The 19,826-nt window shown below is 41.1% G+C and carries 16 protein-coding genes; 11 read left to right on the top strand and 5 right to left on the bottom strand.

Annotation, left to right across the window (positions count from 1 at the left end; genetic code table 11):
- The first annotated feature begins 48 nt into the window (after positions 1–48).
- From rpsO to IPM71_10610, 3 genes are all read left to right on the top strand, one after another.
- The gene (gene rpsO / locus IPM71_10620) at positions 49–318 is read left to right on the top strand and encodes a 30S ribosomal protein S15 (GenBank protein ID QQS50051.1); all 270 of its coding nucleotides are present in this window, start codon (positions 49–51) and stop codon (positions 316–318) included.
- A 109-nt stretch (positions 319–427) separates the two neighbouring features.
- The gene (gene pnp, locus IPM71_10615; GenBank protein QQS50050.1) at positions 428–2,581 is read left to right on the top strand and encodes a polyribonucleotide nucleotidyltransferase; all 2,154 of its coding nucleotides are present in this window, start codon (positions 428–430) and stop codon (positions 2,579–2,581) included.
- 339 nt (positions 2,582–2,920) lie between these two features.
- Positions 2,921–4,639 carry a hypothetical protein gene (locus IPM71_10610; GenBank protein QQS50049.1) on the top strand — a complete coding sequence of 573 codons (1,719 nt, stop codon included), beginning with the start codon at positions 2,921–2,923 and terminating at the stop codon, positions 4,637–4,639.
- A 67-nt stretch (positions 4,640–4,706) separates the two neighbouring features.
- Here IPM71_10610 and IPM71_10605 read toward each other — a convergent pair whose 3' ends face one another.
- The gene (locus tag IPM71_10605) at positions 4,707–5,240 is read right to left on the bottom strand and encodes an RNA methyltransferase (protein QQS50048.1); all 534 of its coding nucleotides are present in this window, start codon (positions 5,238–5,240) and stop codon (positions 4,707–4,709) included.
- Positions 5,241–5,317: 77 nt separating this feature from the next.
- Here IPM71_10605 and sucC point away from each other — a divergent pair, with 77 nt between their 5' ends.
- Positions 5,318–6,508, top strand: coding sequence for an ADP-forming succinate--CoA ligase subunit beta (gene sucC / locus IPM71_10600; GenBank protein QQS50047.1), 1,191 nt, complete (start codon positions 5,318–5,320; stop codon positions 6,506–6,508).
- A gap of 56 nt (positions 6,509–6,564) precedes the next feature.
- Here the strand turns inward: sucC and IPM71_10595 are convergent, their stop codons facing one another.
- Together IPM71_10595 and IPM71_10590 are read right to left on the bottom strand one after the other, a co-directional pair.
- Entirely contained in the window at positions 6,565–7,800 is a 1,236-nt protein-coding gene (locus tag IPM71_10595; GenBank protein QQS50046.1) for an arginine deiminase, read from the bottom strand.
- A 32-nt stretch (positions 7,801–7,832) separates the two neighbouring features.
- The gene (locus IPM71_10590) at positions 7,833–8,297 is read right to left on the bottom strand and encodes a (4Fe-4S)-binding protein (protein QQS50045.1); all 465 of its coding nucleotides are present in this window, start codon (positions 8,295–8,297) and stop codon (positions 7,833–7,835) included.
- Between the two features lie 155 nt (positions 8,298–8,452).
- Here IPM71_10590 and IPM71_10585 point away from each other — a divergent pair, with 155 nt between their 5' ends.
- Together IPM71_10585 and thpR are read left to right on the top strand one after the other, a co-directional pair.
- Positions 8,453–9,052, top strand: a complete 600-nt coding sequence (locus IPM71_10585; protein QQS50044.1) for a DUF4294 domain-containing protein — start codon at positions 8,453–8,455, stop codon at positions 9,050–9,052.
- Positions 9,039–9,620, top strand: coding sequence for an RNA 2',3'-cyclic phosphodiesterase (thpR, locus tag IPM71_10580; protein QQS50043.1), 582 nt, complete (start codon positions 9,039–9,041; stop codon positions 9,618–9,620). Before IPM71_10585 ends, thpR begins: the two co-directional genes overlap by 14 nt.
- Positions 9,621–9,622: 2 nt before the next feature.
- Here the strand turns inward: thpR and IPM71_10575 are convergent, their stop codons facing one another.
- The gene (locus tag IPM71_10575; protein QQS50042.1) at positions 9,623–11,038 is read right to left on the bottom strand and encodes a sugar transferase; all 1,416 of its coding nucleotides are present in this window, start codon (positions 11,036–11,038) and stop codon (positions 9,623–9,625) included.
- Positions 11,039–11,250: 212 nt separating this feature from the next.
- On the opposite strand from IPM71_10575, the gene IPM71_10570 reads away from it, so the two are divergent.
- From IPM71_10570 to IPM71_10550, 5 genes are all read left to right on the top strand, one after another.
- The gene (locus IPM71_10570) at positions 11,251–11,892 is read left to right on the top strand and encodes a protein-L-isoaspartate(D-aspartate) O-methyltransferase (GenBank protein QQS52818.1); all 642 of its coding nucleotides are present in this window, start codon (positions 11,251–11,253) and stop codon (positions 11,890–11,892) included.
- 12 nt (positions 11,893–11,904) lie between these two features.
- On the top strand, positions 11,905–12,543 hold the full coding sequence (locus IPM71_10565) for an MBL fold metallo-hydrolase (GenBank protein ID QQS50041.1): 639 nt from the start codon (positions 11,905–11,907) through the stop codon (positions 12,541–12,543).
- 43 nt (positions 12,544–12,586) lie between these two features.
- Positions 12,587–15,451, top strand: coding sequence for an aminomethyl-transferring glycine dehydrogenase (gene gcvP / locus IPM71_10560; protein ID QQS50040.1), 2,865 nt, complete (start codon positions 12,587–12,589; stop codon positions 15,449–15,451).
- A 75-nt stretch (positions 15,452–15,526) separates the two neighbouring features.
- The gene (locus tag IPM71_10555; protein QQS50039.1) at positions 15,527–16,111 is read left to right on the top strand and encodes a sigma-70 family RNA polymerase sigma factor; all 585 of its coding nucleotides are present in this window, start codon (positions 15,527–15,529) and stop codon (positions 16,109–16,111) included.
- Complete coding sequence (locus tag IPM71_10550; GenBank protein QQS50038.1) at positions 16,098–16,811, top strand: hypothetical protein; 714 nt, start codon at positions 16,098–16,100, stop codon at positions 16,809–16,811. Before IPM71_10555 ends, IPM71_10550 begins: the two co-directional genes overlap by 14 nt.
- Positions 16,812–16,830: 19 nt before the next feature.
- On the opposite strand, the gene IPM71_10545 is transcribed toward IPM71_10550, so the two are convergent.
- A complete protein-coding gene (locus IPM71_10545) occupies positions 16,831–19,755 on the bottom strand; it encodes a CHAT domain-containing protein (GenBank protein ID QQS50037.1) in 2,925 nt (974 codons plus the stop codon).
- Positions 19,756–19,826 lie beyond the last annotated feature (71 nt).

Genomic DNA, 19,826 nt, shown 5'->3' with positions numbered 1-19,826 from the left:
TATCTTTGCAGGCTCGCAAAAGTTGCGTAGTGAATTAAACTAATTTTTATGTATTTAACAGCTGTAAAGAAAACCGAAATTTTCGGTCAGTACGGAAAGTCTAATGAAGACACTGGATCACCCGAAAGCCAGATTGCCTTATTTTCCTACCGTATCAATCACTTGACAGAGCACCTGAAGCTAAATAAAAAAGACTTCAGCACGCAGCGTGCCCTTTTAAAGTTGGTTGGTAAGCGCAGGAGATTACTAGATTATTTAAAACATAACGATATCGAAAGGTATCGGGCAATCATTAAAGACCTTAATTTGCGTCGGTAAAAAACAAAAGGCAATTGACAGTCAATTGCCTTTTTTCATTTAACAAAAAGGGGAATAAAAAAAATAAATAACTTTAATCCCTTCACAACATATAAAAACAATAGTAAAGATGTACAAATTGTCAGTAAAAAAAATCGACCTGGAAGATGGTAGAACAATTGAAATAGAAACCGGGAAACTGGCCAAACAAGCAGACGGAGCTGTGGTGGTAAAGATGGGACAAACCATGCTTTTAGCTACTGTAACCTGCGCCAAAGAAGCCAAAGAAGATGTGGACTTTATGCCCCTTTCTGTAGAATATCAAGAAAAATATGCTGCTGCGGGGCGTTTCCCTGGTGGATTTATGAAAAGAGAAGGCCGCTCAGGTGATTATGAAATTCTTGTTTCGCGTTTGGTCGACCGTGTGCTTCGTCCTCTTTTCCCCGATGATTTTCATGCTGAAACTTTTGTTACAGTTCAACTCATTTCAGCCGAAGCCGACATTATACCCGATGCGCTTGCCGGTCTTGCAGCATCTGCCGCCCTTGCAGTTTCAGATATTCCTTTTAACGGACCAATTTCCGAAGTACGTGTTGGCAGGGTAAACGGAAAACTCATTATCAATCCTACATTCACAGAATTACAAAAAGCCGATCTCGACATTATGGTAGGTGCCACCATTGACAACATTATGATGGTAGAAGGCGAAATGAGCGAAGTATCGGAAGCAGATATGCTGGAAGCATTGAAATTTGCACATACTGAAATTAAAAAACATTGCCAGGCCCAACTTGAACTGATGGCCGAGGTAGGAAAAACAGTAAAACGGACATATTCGCACGAAGTAAACGACGAAGAACTTCGCAGTCTGATGAACGAAAAACTTTACAAGCCAGTTTACGAGGCTGTAAAAAACACACCGGGCAAACATGAACGCCACGATAAAATCGATGCCATAAAAGCACAATTTGTAGAAGAATATAATGCCTCACTTGCCGAGGGTGTTGCCGCCAATAAATCCCTGATCAACCGGTATTTCCACGATGTAGAGAAAAAAGCCATGCGCAATTTGATTCTGGACGAAAAAATACGCATCGATGGACGGAAAACAGACGAAATACGTCCCATCTGGAGCGAAGTAGACTACCTGCCTGCTGCACATGGTTCGGCCGTTTTTACCCGTGGCGAAACCCAATCGCTTACTACCGTAACACTGGGTACCAGGATGGACGAAAAAATGATCGACCAGGTATTGACCAAAGGAACCGAGAAATTTGTACTGCACTATAACTTCCCTCCATTTTCCACAGGAGATGCACGTGCCTCAAGGGGCTTAAGCCGCCGCGAAGTGGGACATGGAAACCTGGCGCACAGAGCTTTAAAACGCATGATACCGGACGATTCCCGTTATGCTATTCGTGTGGTATCGGATATCCTCGAATCGAACGGATCTTCTTCTATGGCTACTGTTTGCGCCGGCACCCTTGCGCTGATGGATGCAGGCATTCAGATTAAAAAACCTGTAGCCGGAATTGCCATGGGCCTTATTACCGATACAGGCGCAAGTCGTTATGCCGTGCTTTCTGATATTTTAGGCGACGAGGATCACCTGGGTGATATGGACTTTAAAGTAACAGGAACAGTCGATGGCATCACAGCCACCCAAATGGATATTAAAGTGGATGGCCTCTCTTACGAAGTTTTAGCCAAAGCCCTCGAGCAGGCAAGACAAGGTCGGTTACATATTATGGGTAAAATTATGGAAACCCTTACCGAACCGCGTGCCGACCTTAAACCACATGCACCACGCATTGAAAAAATTATCATTCCCAAAGAAATGATTGGTGCTGTAATCGGACCTGGAGGTAAGATTATTCAGGACATCCAGGCAAAATCTGGAGCTACAGTGGTGATTGAAGAAGTGGAAGGAGTTGGAGGTGTTGTGGATGTTTTTGCCAAAGACCGCGAAAGCATCAATACTGCCATGCGTATGATAAAAGGTATTGTGGAAGTTCCGGAAATTGGTAAAGTATACATCGGTAAAGTTAAGTCAATAGTGGCTTTTGGAGCCTTTGTGGAAATTCTGCCGAACAAAGACGGACTACTGCATATTAGCGAGATTGAATGGAAACGTCTCGAAAAAGTCGAAGAGGCCCTAAAAGTTGGGGAAGAAATAGAAGTTAAACTGATTGATATCGATGAAAAATCAGGAAAACTCAAGCTTTCGAGAAAAGTACTCCTGCCAAAACCTGAGCGTAGTGAAAAAGAAAAAAGTCAGGAATAAGATAGCATCAAGGCTCCATTGATTTGGAGCCTTGACTCTTTAAGATGCTTATTCATAGAAAACAGGCAGTCAATCGAGACCAAGGACGGATCAAACAAAGAGACCAAAATAAATTATCCTTAATTTTAGTTTATCAGCAAAGATTTCTAACCACTTGCAAATAATATGAATAGGTTTCGAGCACTAAATTCAAGGTGACCATGCAGAAAATCATACTCTTTTTGATATCTTTTCGAGGGGAATGATTTTTTTTTTATTAAACTATTAGTATGTTTGTAAGTAACTATTACACAAGTAACCAGCAAAACTAAATTGTAAATCAAATAATTATTCTGAATTATGAAAAATTTAAAACTAAACCTTCTATTAATTGCAGCAGCAACAATAGTTCTGAATAGCTGCGGTGGCTTAAGCAAGATGGTTGAAAACTCAAACACAGTAAAATACCAGGTAGTTCCATCGCCACTTGAAACTCACGGCGGTCAAGTTGATGTAACAATGACCGTTACCTTCCCCGAAAAATATTTTAACAAAAAGGCTACTGTTACTGCAACCCCAGTATTGAAATACGAAGGTGGACAGACAGAATTCGAAGCTACTATTTTACAAGGCGAAAGCGTTGAGGCCAACAACAAGGTGATTCCTTACGCTGGTGGAAACTACACCTACACCGGTAAAATTCCTTACAAAGCCGAAATGCTTAAATCTCAGCTTGTAGTTGAAATGAGTGCTCAGATTGGAGACAAAACTCCAGTAGAAATCCCTGGCATTCCTGTTGCAATTGGCGTTATAGCTACACCAACACTGGTGCAAATTACTCCTCAGGCAATTATGATGGGTGACAAATACCAACGCATTTCTCCAGAGAGCTACAATGCTCAGATACTTTATGTGATTAATAAATATGATGTAAGAAAAACTGAACTTTCTAAAGCCGAAGTTGCCGAACTGAACAAAAAAATCGAAGAAGCACAAGCCAACGAAAGAATTCAGCTTAAAGGAGCAAAAATTTCAGCTTATGCCTCTCCAGATGGTGAAGTTGATTTGAACACCAAACTTTCTGAAAACCGTGGTAAATCAGCCGAAAACTACCTGAAACAAACCATGAAGAAACTTAAAGTTACAGAAGCAGAAAGCGCTGAATTCCTGAAAGTAGTATCTACTGCAGAAGACTGGGATGGTTTCAAAACTGCTATGGAAGCTTCGAACATAAAAGACAAAGAACTCATCCTTCGTGTTCTTTCTATGCACTCTGATCCAGCGGTAAGAGAAAAAGAAATTAAAAACATTGCTGCAGCTTACAACGAAATTGCAGAAACTATTCTTCCAGAATTGCGCCGGTCACAAATGATTATTGATGTTGAAAAAGTAGGTTATTCTGATGAAGAACTCGTTGCACTAACACAATCAAATATCGACACTCTAAATCTTGAGGAACTTCTTTATGCCGCTACTCTTATTGCCGATAATAGCGCAAAACTAGCTGTATATCAAAAAGCTGCTCAAAAATATCCTGATTGCGTAAGAGCACACAACAATGTTGGATATGTTCAGATTCAACTTGGCAATGTAGCCGAAGCCAAAGCCGCTTTCGAAGCTGCAAAAGCCATTAAAGAAATTGATGTAGTGAAAAACAACCTTGGCGTAATTGCGATGCTCGAAGGCGACATGGCAACTGCCGAACAACTCTTTACCTCAGCCATGGGCGCAGGCGATGCAGTTAATGCCAACCTTGGTATCATTAAAATTCAACAAGGCGATTATAAAGCTGCAGTAAGCTACCTCGGCAACCAGGTATCTTTTAACTCTGCTCTTGCTCAATTGCTGAACGGCGAAACCGAAAAAGCACAAAATACCATTGGACAAGTTGAAGGTGAAGTAGCCATAAACTACTACCTTAAAGCTGTTGCTGGTGCACGTGCTGGTCGCGAAGAAGAGGTTATCAACAACCTTCGTCGTGCTATCGAACTCGACGGTGCCTGGAAAGCTTATGCTATCAAAGATGCTGAATTCAGTAAATTTGTTGCAAGCGAAGGCTTTGCTGCCCTTGTAAAATAATATTTGAATACAACATAAAAAAAAGCGGAGATTTAATTGCTCCGCTTTTTTTGTTTTTATACCTGCTTTACTGAATCAGGTAGTTCTTCGAAATCTCCCATAAAACAATTCCGGCACACACCGAAACATTGATGGAGTGTTTGGTACCAAACTGAGGTACTTCGAGCACGGCATCGCAAAGATCTATAACCTTTTGCTGCACTCCACGCACTTCGTGGCCAAATACCAAAGCTATTTTCAGTTCTGGTTCAAATGCTATGCTGCCAAGTTTTATACTATTTTCAGCTTGTTCGATGGCCAATAGCCAATAACCTGATTTTTTAAGGTTTTCTAAAACCTTTAGAGTATCAGCTTCATACACCCAGCTTACTGTTTCGGTAGCACCCAGCGCTGTTTTGTGAATTTCGTTTTGTGGTGGTGTAGCCGTTATACCACACAGATACAGCTTCTCTATAAGAAAAGCATCTGCAGTGCGAAATACCGAGCCAATGTTATTCATGCTTCGCACATTATCAAGCACCACAGCCACAGGAATCTTTCGGCTTGCACGAAACTCTTCCGGTGTTAATCTGTTTAACTCATGGTTGTATAATTTGCGCATAGACTTAAGCTAAGAAAGAACATTCGCGAATTAAAGAAAAAATAAATACATTAGTAAGCTATAGTAAAAAAATAGTCATGAATATTCACGAATATCAGGGTAAAAGCATCTTAAGAACGCATGGAGTTAAAGCACCCATGGGAATTGTGGCCTTTACACCCCAGGAAGCCGTTGATGCAGCCAAAAAGATCATGCACGAAACAGGAGCCATGGCCCTGGCTGTGAAAGCACAAATACATGCCGGAGGAAGAGGGAAAGGTGGTGGTGTAAAAATTGCCAAATCTCTGGCCGATGTTGAAACCTATGCACGTGCAATTTTAGGAATGACTCTTGTAACTCACCAAACAGGCCCGGAAGGAAAGAAAGTTAATAAAATCCTGATTGAACAAGGAATCTATTATCCGGGCGAAAGTGAAGTTTCGGAATTTTATATGAGTTTGCTACTCAACCGGGCGACCGGAAAACCTATCCTCATGTATTCTACCGAAGGAGGAATGGACATTGAATCAGTAGCTGAGAAAACACCACACCTTATTTTTCAAGAGGAGATTGACCCCTTAATTGGATTGCTAGCTTTTCAGGCACGACGCATCGCCTTTAACCTAGGTTTGTCGGGAAAAGCCTTTGTTGAAATGACCTCTTTTGTGAGCGCACTTTATAATGCCTATCTGGCCTGCGATGCAACACTATTCGAAATAAATCCTGTTTTTAAGACATCCGACAACCAGGTAATGGCTGCAGATGCCAAAGTAACGCTGGACGACAATGCTCTCTACCGTCACAAACAATACCTCGATTTTCGTGACCTCTCAGAAGAAGACGCCGCAGAAGTGGAGGCTTCGAAATACAACCTAAATTTTGTTAAACTCGATGGAAACGTAGGATGCATGGTGAATGGGGCGGGTTTGGCCATGGCTACCATGGATATCATAAAACTCTCCGGAGGTGAGCCAGCCAATTTTCTTGATGTAGGGGGTGCAGCCAATGCCACTACTGTAGAGGCAGGATTTAGAATAATATTAAAAGATGCCAATGTAAAAGCGATTCTGATTAACATATTTGGTGGCATAGTGCGTTGCGACCGAGTGGCAGAAGGTGTGATAGAAGCCTACAAGGCCATCGGATCGATAAGAGTGCCGGTAATCGTCAGATTGCAGGGTACCAATGCCGAACTGGCAAAAGAATTAATCGATAAATCGGGCTTAAAAGTTCTTTCGGCCATTACACTTCAGGAGGCAGCAGATAAGGTAAAAGCTGTTTTTAATTAAAAATGAGTAAACAGAAATCCGAAATCTTCTTAAGCCTTTCCTTCTCCTGTAAAGTATTAAAAACTCCGGCGAAGAGGCATGGTCATGCACCGTGCTCCTCCTCCTCCCCGGGCAAGTTCTGAACCATCGATGGTCACCAGACATTTTTCGTGCTTTTCGATGGTTACCAGACCATTCATTACATCTTCGGCAGTGAGAATATGATATCCTGCCCTATTCAGCGCATCAGCCGTATGGATATTGCGGGCGTAACCCATAATCTTTCCTGGGGCAAATGCAAAAAAATTAGCGCCGCTATGCCATTGTTCTCTTTCCTGAAACATTTTATCACCCCCTCCACAAAAAATTGGCTTATAGTCAAACCCTAAAATCTTCAATCCGTCAATCAGATCACGGATGTAGGTAATCTCCTTAGTCTCTCCATTCTCAACCTTAATCAGAATAGAATGATAATGCGATTCGTCGATAATAACAGGCCGGTATACCATGCACTCGTGATCGGATAAGAAAGTAAAAACCATGTCGAGATGAATAAAGGACTCTGGTTTACGAGGTAACTCCTGTACCAGCACATACTTTAGGGGCTGATAGGTTGCCACCTTTCGAATCAGGGTATCTACCGCTTCAGGGCTTGTGCGCAGACCAATGCCAACCATCAGAATTTCGGGAGAAACAACCAGCACATCGCCACCTTCGATGGTAATGAGCTCTGATTCAAGCTCATTGAGGTACACCACATTGTGACCTGGAGCAAGTGTATTCTTGTAAATAATTTCCATCATTCTGGCTTCAGGTTTACGAATGGCGCTGGCCATGGAACTGATAAACACATTTTGGCCAATGGTAAAAGATGCATCGCGCATGAAAAACATGTTATGCAAAGGATTGATGGCAAATTTATCGTTGCGTAAAAAGTTCGAAAGCGATAACTGCGGCATAGGCACACCTTCGATTAGCGAAACAATGAGCTCCTCATCGCTTTTCTGATTAAACTCTACCCGAAGCTGTGGTTGCTGCGAGTAATATACCAGGTTGTCAATTATCTCGCCACGGGCTCCAGGATTTTTTATGGCTTTGGACAAAAGGTCCTTTACCTCTATAACTTCTGCCACTTTTTGCAGAACCCCTTTAAATTCAATGTATTCCTGTTGCGCAATAGGCAAATTAAGTATATCGCTATAAAGTGCCCGCTCGGCAGTTTCGGGTGTCATATTCTCTACCTCGGCACCTGGTTGATGAATAATAACTGTTTCGAGTTTAGATGTTTCAGAAAAAATTCCAGCTTGTAGCATGATGTTTCTTTGAGATTGAAAAATTAACGCCTTTAATCGCTTGCCCAGCCAATCTTACGGTGGGTACCATCGCAATAAGGCATATTGTTCGAATGGCCACAACGGCAGAAGGACGCAATTCTCATTTTTTTCATTTCCTGGCCATCGGCACCGGTAACTTTAAATTCACCCTTTACTACCAAAGGACCATCGCGCATTACCCGAACTTCTACTGACAGTGGGCTACTATCATTTTTTTCCTCCATATGGATTTGCTGTGATGCGGCGGGTTTTGCAGTTACCTGGTTATATTTATAGGTAAGTGCATCCGTAGGGCAAAGGTTTACAATTCGAATTATCTCTTCTGTCGAGGCTCCCTTCATATTTACCCAGGGTCGCTTCCCGGGATCGAATACCGAGCGCAATTCCCTAAAGCAAGTAGTTGCATGCACGCATTCTTTCGGACGCCAGTAAACGGTTATTTCACCATTGGTATATTCCCTGTTATTCTCTTCCATTCATTCGCCAGCTTAAATTTTTCACCCTAATCATATCAAAGGTAGAACATAAATTTTATAATTTCGTTTAAGCATTGAGCAACAAAATCTCGAAAATTTGTCCTTTTTTTTAGACATGCGTTTTGCGAATGGTATGAATATTGTGATATACCGGTATGATGCAAAAAATCCTTAGCATATTATCCTTTATTTTATTATTTGGTGCAAACCTGCATGCACAGGACACACTGGCTGCAAAGGGTGAGAATGTACTCTACGGAATAGTTGTCGATGGAGATACCATTCTGGTTGCTTCTATTAAAGAGGTATACATACTTCCAATGCGCACCTTTAACTCGCCAAGAGATATGCGCAGGTACCAGAAATTGGTGCGAAATGTGAAAAAAGTTTACCCTTACGCAAAAATGGCAAAAAACAAGTACGATGAAGTAGCTGTGAAACTTTCAACTTTAAATACTGAAAAGGAAAAAAGGAAATACATGGACCAGGTTGAAGTAGAGTTGAAAGAAGAATTTGAGGGTGAACTAAAAAAACTCACAATCTCGCAGGGTACCATTCTGATTAAATTGATTGATAGGGAAATCGGTGAGACATCATATGACTTATTAAAAGAACTCAAAGGGAACTTCTCGGCTTTTTTCTGGCAAACCCTTGCCCGTGTGTTTGGACATAACCTGAAAACAACTTTCGATGCCGAGGGAGAAGATAAGTTGATTAATGAGATTGTGATGCTAATTGAAAATGGTCAGCTCTGATGCATTTGCAATGGCCAACCGCAGGCTTTTTATAGCCATTGAGGTAGAACCTACCAGAGCCATTCAGAATTTCTATTTATCACTAATAAAGGAACTTGAGGAGTATCGTGTGAAGTGGATGCTACCAGAGTATTTCCATATCACCCTTCGCTTTTTAGGAAATACACCGCCCAATCTGATTGATCCACTCAACAAAGTTTTAGAACACACAGCAAGTTGTTTTCATCCTTTCGAGATACAATTGCACGGTCTGGGAATCTTTGGCGGCATGCAGCCTAAGGTACTTTGGATGGGCATCAAACCAACCCCTGAACTGGACAAGCTTTACTTAAACGTAAACGAAGTGATTAACAATCTGGGATTTAAGCAAAACGAATCAAAAATAATGCCCCACATTACTTTAGGGAGAATCAATAAATCAACCACTTATGAAGCAATTTTAAATGTACAGGTAAAACATAATGTGGCATTCGGACCTCAGATCGTTAAAGAGATTTGTCTTTATGAAAGTATACTTGATAAAACCGGCGCCAGGTATGTCATTCTCAACCGGCATGAATTGAGATGATACTACATCCCTTTGCGCTTCAGAATGGTATTGAGGGTGTAGATCATTATTTTAAAATCGACATAGAGCGACATGTTATCGAGGTATATCAAGTCGTACTTCATACGACGAATCATCTCATCGATGTTTCTGGCATAACCATATTTAACCTGACCCCAGCTGGTAATACCCGGTCTGACCTTTAGCAATTGGATAAACTGAGGTGCTTTTTGCACAATCTGATCGACATAATATTTGCGCTCTGGTCTTGGCCCCACTAAAGACATATCTCCCTTCAGCACATTGATAAAATTAGGTATCTCATCTAGTCGCGAGCGGCGCATGAATCGTCCAAAGGGTGTAGTTCGCATATCGTTTTCCGAAGACAATTCCGGACCATTTTTTTCGGAATCAGTATACATTGACCTGAATTTAAGTATGGTAAATATTTTCCCGTTTTTACCCAAGCGCTCCTGCCTGTAAAGAATTGGCCCTTTGGAAGAAAGCCTCACTCCAATAATTAAAAATACAATGAGTGGAAATAAAAAGATTAATGCCATTAAAGAAAAAAGGATATCTAAAAAATACTTAAGGTTTTCCTGCCAGGGAGGAATTAATTGATGAGAAATTTCAACCAGAGGAATGCCCATAATGGCTGACATTTTTACCTTACCAGTTATAATCTCGTACATGCCCGGAATGGCTTTTACAGATACATTGCTATCAATTAAAACATGCAGAATTTTTTCAATGATATTATGTTCGCTGTATTCAATAGCAATAATAACCTCTTCAACAGCAAATTCAATTATAATTTGCTTGATATTTTTAAGGTTACCAAGAAGGGGTAATTGAACCGATAGGGGATGTTCATTTCCATTGTTAACCGAAATAAAGCCTACAATGCGGTTACCAGTGCTATAGGGTTGTGACAGAATTTCGTTATAGACATTCACTGCTTTTTCGTTGCTTCCAATAATTAAGGTATTAAAACCAACCTCGCCTCTGTGAATGCGATTGGCCATTTGGGTACTAATAATAAGCCGGGGCAGATAAGTAAGGCTAAACTGAAGCATAAACAAAACACCAAACAAGCGGTAATAATTCGAATAGCTCTCAACCACATCGTCGAGCACCAAACCAAAAAAGATTATCACTACCCCAAGCAAGGTCATCCGCATTGTATACCAGAGTTCGGCCAGGCGCGATTTTCGTATTACTTCGCGATAATAACCCGAAGCAAAATAAAGTAATATCCAAGCCAAGGGTATAATAGCAACTCCAATGAAAAACTTGTTGTTCAATGCAATAGGCACTGAATGACCAAAATGCAATGGTTCGACCTGTGTTTTTCGGTATACATAGAATAAAACCCAGGCAGCAATAGCCGTGATGTAATCACTAATCAGGTATTTAAGAAATTGATTTCTGGAGTTCATTCAAAATTAGGAGTAGCATTATACTTGACCACAAATATAGAAATATTGGCGTTGGCTCAACAAAATCTTAATCAGTAAAGAGAACTTTGTTGATCAAACCAGCGAAAAAGTGACTTTTGATAGAATACTTATTAACATTCAATGCCTAATAATTATTTGGATTGGGTTATAATATAAGTTTTACTTTTGCCCCAAACGGAGAAATTAGCCTGATGGAAGATAGTTTTTTGCACAAGGGGCTTCGGCGTAGACTCGTTGAAGAGATTAGAAGTAAAGGCATCACAGACGAAAATGTGTTGGCTGCTATTAATAAGGTGCCGCGACACTTTTTTATGGACAGTGGATTTATTCATTTCGCTTATAAAGACAAAGCCTTCCCGATTGCTGCCAACCAAACCATATCGCAACCCTATACGGTGGCCTACCAAACCCAGATGCTGGAAATTAAGAAAGGTGATAAAGTGCTTGAAATTGGCACCGGTTCAGGGTATCAATCGGCTATTTTAGTAGAGTTAGGTGCCCAGGTATTTACTATTGAGAGACATAAAGTTTTAAGTCTGGGTGCGCAAAAGTTATTACTTGAATTGGGCTATTCTCCACAATTTTTTTACGGCGATGGCTTTAAAGGATTGCCTACCTATGCCCCTTTCGACAAAATTATTGTAACAGCTGGCGCACCCGAAGTTCCTGATGCCCTGGTTACTCAACTTAAACCAGGCGGACGCATGATTATTCCGGTAGGCGACAATCACAAACAGGTAATGAATCTTATAATTAAAACCGAAGCAGAAAAAACTACCTGTACCGAACATGGCGATTTTTTATTTGTTCCTATGCTAAAAGGAAGGTCATAATCCAATAACAATATGATTACACTCAAATATTTTGTTTTCAATAGTTTTCAGGTAAATACCTATCTGCTTACCGATGAAACTGGTACAGGTATTATAATTGACCCCTCTTTCGAAACAGAAACGGAATACGCACAACTGAAGGCTTATCTGAAGGAAAAAAAAATAAAACTCACCGCTGTTGTAAATACACATGGGCATGTGGATCACCTCCTTGGTGTAAGCCGCATGGTAAAGGATCTTAAAATCCCTTTCAAAATGCATCGTAATGAGGAGTTGTTGCTTTCTTCGGCCCGGATTACTGCCGAAATGTTTGGTCTCGCTTTTGACGAAACTCCGGTAATTAACCAATACATTGATGAGTCGGACCGGATTGAAATCGGAAAGCATACATTGCAGGTGATGCATATACCTGGTCATTCACCTGGTGGATTGGCATTTTATTCGGCGGCGGATAAATTTGTTATTGTGGGCGATATTTTATTTAGAAGTTCTATCGGACGAACCGATTTGCCTGGAGGAGATTACGATAGTTTGATTAGTGGCATTAAACAAAAACTACTTACCCTGCCACCCGAAACGAATGTTTACAGCGGACATGGCCCAAGCACCACAATTGGAGCAGAACATGATACAAATCCTTTCCTCATCTGAGAATAATTAAAAAATTTGTCGACATATAACTGATAAAACTAAAATGGCAGCAGAAAATTTTGTTCATCGGCATTTAGGGCCACGTGAATGGGATGTAGACCAAATGCTTGGTGAAATGGGTCTTAAGTCTCTCGACCAACTCATTGAAAAAATCATACCCGCCACTATTCGTTTAAAAGGCCCGCTAGACTTACCTAAAGGTGTAAACGAATACGAGTATTTTAAAAGCATAAAAAAACTTGCTTCGAAGAATAAAGTATTCAAATCATACATAGGCACCGGATACCACCACACCGTTTTCCCTGCGGCCATACAGCGAAATATTCTCGAGAATCCAAGCTGGTACACATCTTACACACCTTACCAGGCAGAGATATCGCAAGGCCGGCTGGAAGCATTGTTAAATTTTCAAACTGCCATTACTGAACTTACCGGTTTTGAAATAGCCAATGCCTCCTTGCTCGACGAAGCTACTGCCGTTGCCGAAGCCATGATTATGCTCCATAACGCACGGCCACGAAAAATGATGCAGGAAGATTACAATGAATTTTTTGTCGATAAAAATATATTTCCGCAAAACCTGGCTGTGCTCGAAAGCAGGGCAGAACCCCTCGGTATTAAAATAATTGTAGGCAACTTCCAGACCTTCACGCCAACACCAAAACTATTTGGGGCTTTTCTTCAATACCCCTCGGGCGATGGTGAGGTAATTAATTACGAAGATTTTATCAACCAGATGCATGCTTTTGGAGCACGCGTGGTGCTGGCTGCAGACTGCATGAGCCTTGTATTGCTGCGTTCGCCTGCTGATTTAGGTGCTGATGTGGCAGTGGGTTCGACACAGCGATTTGGTATCCCGATGGGTTTTGGAGGTCCACATGCTGCCTATTTTGCAACAAAAGATGAATTTAAACGCTTTATGCCCGGAAGAATTATTGGGGTGTCGAAAGATAAAAGTGGAAAAACAGCCTTACGCATGGCGCTTCAAACGCGCGAACAACACATTAAGAGAGAGAGAGCTACTTCGAATATATGTACTGCACAGGCACTCTTGGCCACCATGGCTGGGATGTACACAATATACCATGGGCCCGAAGGTCTTAAACGTATTGCCCTTCATTGCCACCAGGCCGCCGGCACCCTTTGCTCCAGACTTATTGAGCTGGGTTTCATCAACGTATACACTAACTATTTCGATACTTTGCGGATAAGGCTTACACAAGGAATTACCCAAAAAGACATAAGGATTCATGCCCTTGAACAAGAAATAAACCTTCGCTATTTTGAAAATGGAGATGTGGGTATAAGTCTCGATGAAACCACCAGTATAGCCGATCTGAACAACCTGTTGGAGGTATTTGCTGCCACTAAGAAGAAGAAGTTCGGAAATATTCAGGAATTCGAAAATAAAACCTGGCTTTCGAAAGAATTCCTGCGCACAGACAATTACATGCAGCAGCCTGTCTTTAACCAATACCGTTCCGAAACCCAATTGATGCGATACATCAAAAAACTCGAGCGTCGCGATATTTCGCTCACTCATTCTATGATATCGCTTGGCTCCTGCACTATGAAACTGAATGCAGCCGTAGAAATGCTTCCCTTGAGCTGGCCGGAATTTGGCGAAATCCATCCCTTTGCCCCCATCGACCAGACCGAAGGATACCAACAGTTGTTTCACGAACTTGGCAAAATGTTGCTAAAAATTACCGGATTCGAAGCCATTTCATTTCAACCTAACTCCGGAGCAGCCGGTGAATATGCAGGATTGCTTGTAATTCGGAAATACCATCAGGCCAATAAACAGGGGTATCGAAACATCATGCTAATCCCTTCTTCGGCACACGGCACCAACCCTGCCAGCGCAGTAATGGCAGGTATGGAAGTAATTGTTGTAAAGTGCGACGAACAGGGAAACATTGACCAAAACGATTTAAGTAACAGAGTGCTGGAGTACAGCGAAAAGCTGGCAGGTATTATGATTACCTATCCTTCAACGCATGGTGTTTTCGAGCCTACCATCAAAGAGATGATCAAACTGGTTCACCAGCATGGAGGTCAGGTATATATGGATGGTGCCAATATGAACGCTCAAGTTGGGCTAACAAGTCCGGCCGCAATTGGAGCCGACGTTTGCCATTTGAACCTGCATAAAACTTTTGCTATTCCGCATGGTGGCGGCGGACCCGGAATGGGGCCTATCTGCGTTGCCAGCCACCTTGTAGAATTTCTGCCTACACACCCCGTTGTACAAACGGGTGGAGTAAACGGCATAAAGGCTGTAGCTTCAGCTCCATACGGCAGTGCCAGTATCTTGACAATCTCGCACGCATATTGCCATTTGCTTGGTGGCGATGGTTTGACACTTTCTACGAAAATAGCCATATTAAATGCCAATTACCTTGCGACAAAATTAAAACCATACTATCCGGTACTGTATACGGGTACAACAGGCTATGTAGCTCATGAAATGATACTCGATTGCCGTGGATTTAAATCCTCGAGCCAAATCACTGAAACCGACATAGCCAAAAGGCTTATTGATTACGGCTTTCATGCACCTACCCTATCATTCCCTGTGCACGGCACCCTCATGATAGAACCTACCGAAAGTGAATCGAAAGAAGAGCTGGATCGTTTTATTGAAGCACTGGTAAGTATTTACCACGAAATACAGGATGCTGCCGGTGACAGCAACCCCGACAACCCACTGGTGAATGCCCCTCACACACAAGATGAAGTCACCGCCGATGCATGGAGTCACAGGTATTCAAGAGAGAAAGCTGCCTTTCCTTTACCCTGGCTGAAAGAGAATAAATTTTGGTCGTCGGTAGCACGCATCGACGATGCCTATGGCGACCGCAATTTGATATGTACCTGTCCTTCTCCTCTGGAATATTCGAAATAAGGTATTATTTTTAGCTCATATTGAAGAAAGTAGCCTAAAAAAGGTTACTTTCTTTGCTTATTCAGAATTAATCCATTGGGCACAAAAAAAGAATATACCAACGAATCCCTTCTACTTGGCTTACAAGAAAAGAACAATAAGGTATTGAAGTATATTCTTGATCAGTGTTCGAAACCGGTAAAGCATTATGTTATTTGCAACAACGGTACGCTGGACGATGCCAACGATATTATACAAGAGTCGATTATTGTACTGTTCAGAAAGGTTCAGGAACCTGGGTTTATACTTACCAGTTCTCTTACTACATTTGTATATTCCATTGCAAAACTAATGTGGTTGAAAGAGCTTGAAAACAGAAGGTTGAAACCTATTTATGCCGAAAGTTACGATACAATTGATGAACACAGCAATATTCTTTATACCATTGAAAAAAACGATAGATTAAGACTGTATCGTAGCAAATTTGATGAATTAGGGGAAGATTGCAAAAAAGTATTGAGACTCTTTTACCAGGGAACCCCAATGAGCGAAATAACCAGATTTATGGGTTATGGCTCAGACGATTATACCAAGAAAAAAAAATATACTTGCAAGAATGCGTTGTTAGAAAAAATTAGAAATTCAAATCAATTCCGGGAATTAGGTTATGAAAAATTTTGAAACAATTGAAGATTTTCTTGATGGCACCCTTCACGAGGACCAAAAAGAAGTGTTTAAAGCAGAACTTAAAAAGAATGAAAAACTGGCTCAAGAGGCTGCCTTTGTGAGTGAGGTGAATGAAAGCATTCGAGACGAAGATGCTAATTCCTTGAGAGAACAATTAAGACACCTGATAACCCAAGGCTCAAAAAGAAAGCATTTCACACGAATGGCGATAGCCGCTGCTGCCTCTTTGGTTTTACTTTTTAGTATTGTCGCACTCACTTCTGGCAACAAATTAGAAAAAGCTTTTAACAAATACTATACACCCTATGCAATCGATCTTTCAACGCGTTCTGCACATGCCAATCAAATGAGCGGACTCGACCTCGGAATTCAGCTTTATGCCAATGGCGATTATCAATTTGCCTTTTCCATGCTCGAAAACTACAACAAAGAAGTATGTAACCATTCTATCGGCATTTTCTACCAAGCACTTTGTGCACTTGAGCTTAACAAACCGCAACAAGCAGAAGAATTGCTATTGATAATAGACCAGGAAGGAGATTATGCCTACTCGATGCATGCCAAATGGTACTTAAGTTTGCTCTACCTAAAAGCTAACAAGCCCTATCTTGCCAAACCCTATTTAAATATCCTTTCTTCATCGACCAATTTTTACACTGAACGATCGGAAAAAATATTGAGCAGGTATTTCTGATAACACCAGGCATTAATCCTTACCTGCGCAGATGCCAGCGAATTAGAAGAAGTAGCAACAACAAAAAAACAAGTGGGGTGATCCACCCAATTAATCGGATATTTAACCCCTTATATACTACAGGATTACCTAAAGAAACGTACCCAGCCCAATAATATGGGTGGTGAAAAAGGGGATCTTCGTAGTTTAAAAAATCAATTTTAGCCTGCTGCAAGGCCCTGTCGCTGGAACTACCCTTCGAAAGTGCGCGGTAATAATAATACATCAGACGGGCACTCGACCTGTCAGCTACGGCCCATTGAGTAACTATAAGGTTTAACACCCCCATATTGAAAAAAGCCCTTGACATATTCATCAGTCCTTCGCCAGTAACAAGGTTTCCCGAACCTGTATTGCATCCGCTTAACACCACAAGTTTAGAATTGAAAGCCCTGCCATAAAGCTCATAACTAAACATTTGATTAGTCGAATCTCTTTCTGATCCGCTGAAGTACATTCGGCTATACATAGGATCGATATCAGAAACCTCCGTATGCAATGCCAGATGAAGAAGTTGGCCCTGGGGAGCTTTTTTGAAAAAATTTTCTTTACTTGCTTTGGTTTTACTGAATTTCCGACCCTTAAAAAAGCCTCTGGCATAAGAAATTTCTTCTTCGGCTCCGGGTAATGGGCATAGGGAAAAAGAGTTTGAATCTGCAAGCTTATTCGAATATTCAGGAGCAAAACCTACCAGCGTACTTCGTCTGGAAATCTGCCCGGGTGAAACCAATAGCTGTTCAAGGGTATTTAGGTAGGTTATCGGGCAACTTTTCATTAAATAAGGCAAATCCTTATAACCCTTTCCGGTTGTAGTTTCTTTTTGGGTAAGGAGAAGATCGAATGGTACCAGATGCAATTCGGCATCGGGAAGAATCACTAACCTTTTTTCACCAATCAGCTTCTTTATTGGCTCCAAGATAATAGCATAAATACCAAATGACCGATCAACGAATTCATCCATATTAGTCTCCCGCGAATATCCCGGATGGGTTTCTAGCAAATGACTTCTGAATTCAAGAATATCCTGACCCAAGCCTTCGACATCTTTAACTTCACTAACGGCCAGAGTATCCTGGCTTATACTCTGAATGTATAATCTTTTACCCTGGTAATTGGAAAAAAAATAACTAATCACCAATTGGTTGGATTCCAACGACTCTTGCAATTGTGATAAATCAAAATTCCTCTCCTTCAGCTTGTTGGAAAGTATCCCTGGAAATCTCTCCTCAAGTATATGATTCAGGGAGTCATACCTGGTACGAAGAATAGTTAGTTGAATTCTGATTTCGTTACTCAACAACGAATCCAGAGGTGTTTCTTTTTGACCGCCCAGGTAATATTCGAGCCGTATAATTTTTTTTCTGAGATCCGACTCAAAACTTCGCAAGGATTCAGGCATGTCAACAAGCTTAATTGCCTGGGTTCTTTGCGAGTTTGCCTTAAGCACAATAGCCTTGTTCAATTCAGAAAGATGGATAAGTTCCTCGAGGTATTTTTTTTCTCCAGTGGTCGAAAACAATTCATATCCAATCGTATACGCCCCATCGAGGTAAAACCTTAAGTGCGAAAGGTATACCAGTTTTGTTTTATCTTCTGTTAAAGCATTGTAAGATTTTACAGTGTTTCTTACAACCTGGTTGATTAGCTTGTATGAATTTAAAAGTGGTTTGATCTTTTCAGAATCTTCCATCCATAGCTTAAAATTGGCAGTTGCCTCATCAGCCAATATTTGGTTGAGCAACTGAATATTGAGTTTCTGCAAATAGTGATAGTTTTCGCTATTTCGGGCATACAGAAAATTTTCAATCGTTGCAAGAGATTTTTGATACATCCCATTGGCTAAATAGTATTCGTTAAGTCCCTTGACTGTATAAGCCTGGTACTCCGCCAAGGAATTGTCTTCCAGCGCAAAACCAGATGCATTTTTGTAATAATAGAGAAGTGAATCAGCATCGTTCATTTCACTGTAATACCATCCGAAGGAATTAAGTACCGAGAGTTTATATTCCTGCAATACCCCTTTTTTATTTAACTCCTGCATTGCACGATTATAATAGCTTTTTGCTTTAGAGGAATTCTTGAGTTCCATATACGAGTGCCCCAGAATAAGGAGCATCGATATTCGCGCATTTGGATCGAGTGTAAACAGCAGACCGTTCTGAAGGTATTTGATTGCCTCCGTAAACTGTTGGTTGTTGTATTGCAGCATACCCGCATTGTAATAGATCTTCGATTGATTCAGAAACTTTGATTTCCTGGAGAGAAGGAAATCGAGGCATTCTCTTGCCCTGTCGGTATCGTACAATTTGGTATAAACCAGACTTAATTTGAACCAAAGCATCTCTTCGAGATAGGTATCGGTCGAATTTATTTCGAGTGCCTTTCGGTAATGAAGACGAGCCTGTTCGTAATTGAGCTGATGAAATTCGATTTCACCACAAAGAAATACCTTTCTCCTTAGTTCACTTCCTTTAAGGAACTGGAAAGTAGACGAAAAGTCCCTTATCAATTGATAATATTTCTCGGGATACACAATTGCCACTCGTGTAATTGCCATTTCTTCGAGGCTGGCAAGTGCATACAAGGCAGAGTCGGCCGCTGTGGCAGGACTATTGCTCATCAATAAATCGGAAAAATGCGCCAGAGCAAGAAATGCCATATCTTGCTGCAAATAACTGTAACCGGACTTATAATGACTTAAAATCTGATAATGAGAAAAATTGCCCTCTTTAGCCAGGATGAATGCACTATCGTATTTGGCTCTGGATTGTGCATTGTCCGTGTTGTTCAACAACCGGTTTCCCTGCTCCAGCAAAGTTTCGATTTTTACCTTTTGTGCAAAGGAGCATTGCGGATAGACAACCGCTAGAATAATGACCAGAAATTTCAGTCTGTACAAAAGCATGTGATTCTATTTCCGGAATGAATTGAAGGCCTCCGCAACTTAAGGATTTTGAAGTTAGGTGTAAAGTTTGA

The sequence above is a fragment of the Bacteroidota bacterium genome (genome assembly GCA_016699695.1).
Lineage (GTDB): Bacteria > Bacteroidota > Bacteroidia > Bacteroidales > UBA10428 > UBA10428.
This window is presented reverse-complemented; position numbering and strand designations above follow the sequence as displayed.

Coding starts and splice junctions, on each gene's coding strand:
- rpsO (QQS50051.1), top strand. CDS start 49: ATGTATTTAACAGCTGTAAAGAAAACCGAAATTTTCGGTCAGTACGGA.
- pnp (QQS50050.1), top strand. CDS start 428: ATGTACAAATTGTCAGTAAAAAAAATCGACCTGGAAGATGGTAGAACA.
- IPM71_10610 (QQS50049.1), top strand. CDS start 2,921: ATGAAAAATTTAAAACTAAACCTTCTATTAATTGCAGCAGCAACAATA.
- IPM71_10605 (QQS50048.1), bottom strand. CDS start 5,240: ATGCGCAAATTATACAACCATGAGTTAAACAGATTAACACCGGAAGAG.
- sucC (QQS50047.1), top strand. CDS start 5,318: ATGAATATTCACGAATATCAGGGTAAAAGCATCTTAAGAACGCATGGA.
- IPM71_10595 (QQS50046.1), bottom strand. CDS start 7,800: ATGCTACAAGCTGGAATTTTTTCTGAAACATCTAAACTCGAAACAGTT.
- IPM71_10590 (QQS50045.1), bottom strand. CDS start 8,297: ATGGAAGAGAATAACAGGGAATATACCAATGGTGAAATAACCGTTTAC.
- IPM71_10585 (QQS50044.1), top strand. CDS start 8,453: ATGATGCAAAAAATCCTTAGCATATTATCCTTTATTTTATTATTTGGT.
- thpR (QQS50043.1), top strand. CDS start 9,039: ATGGTCAGCTCTGATGCATTTGCAATGGCCAACCGCAGGCTTTTTATA.
- IPM71_10575 (QQS50042.1), bottom strand. CDS start 11,038: ATGAACTCCAGAAATCAATTTCTTAAATACCTGATTAGTGATTACATC.
- IPM71_10570 (QQS52818.1), top strand. CDS start 11,251: ATGGAAGATAGTTTTTTGCACAAGGGGCTTCGGCGTAGACTCGTTGAA.
- IPM71_10565 (QQS50041.1), top strand. CDS start 11,905: ATGATTACACTCAAATATTTTGTTTTCAATAGTTTTCAGGTAAATACC.
- gcvP (QQS50040.1), top strand. CDS start 12,587: ATGGCAGCAGAAAATTTTGTTCATCGGCATTTAGGGCCACGTGAATGG.
- IPM71_10550 (QQS50038.1), top strand. CDS start 16,098: ATGAAAAATTTTGAAACAATTGAAGATTTTCTTGATGGCACCCTTCAC.
- IPM71_10545 (QQS50037.1), bottom strand. CDS start 19,755: ATGCTTTTGTACAGACTGAAATTTCTGGTCATTATTCTAGCGGTTGTC.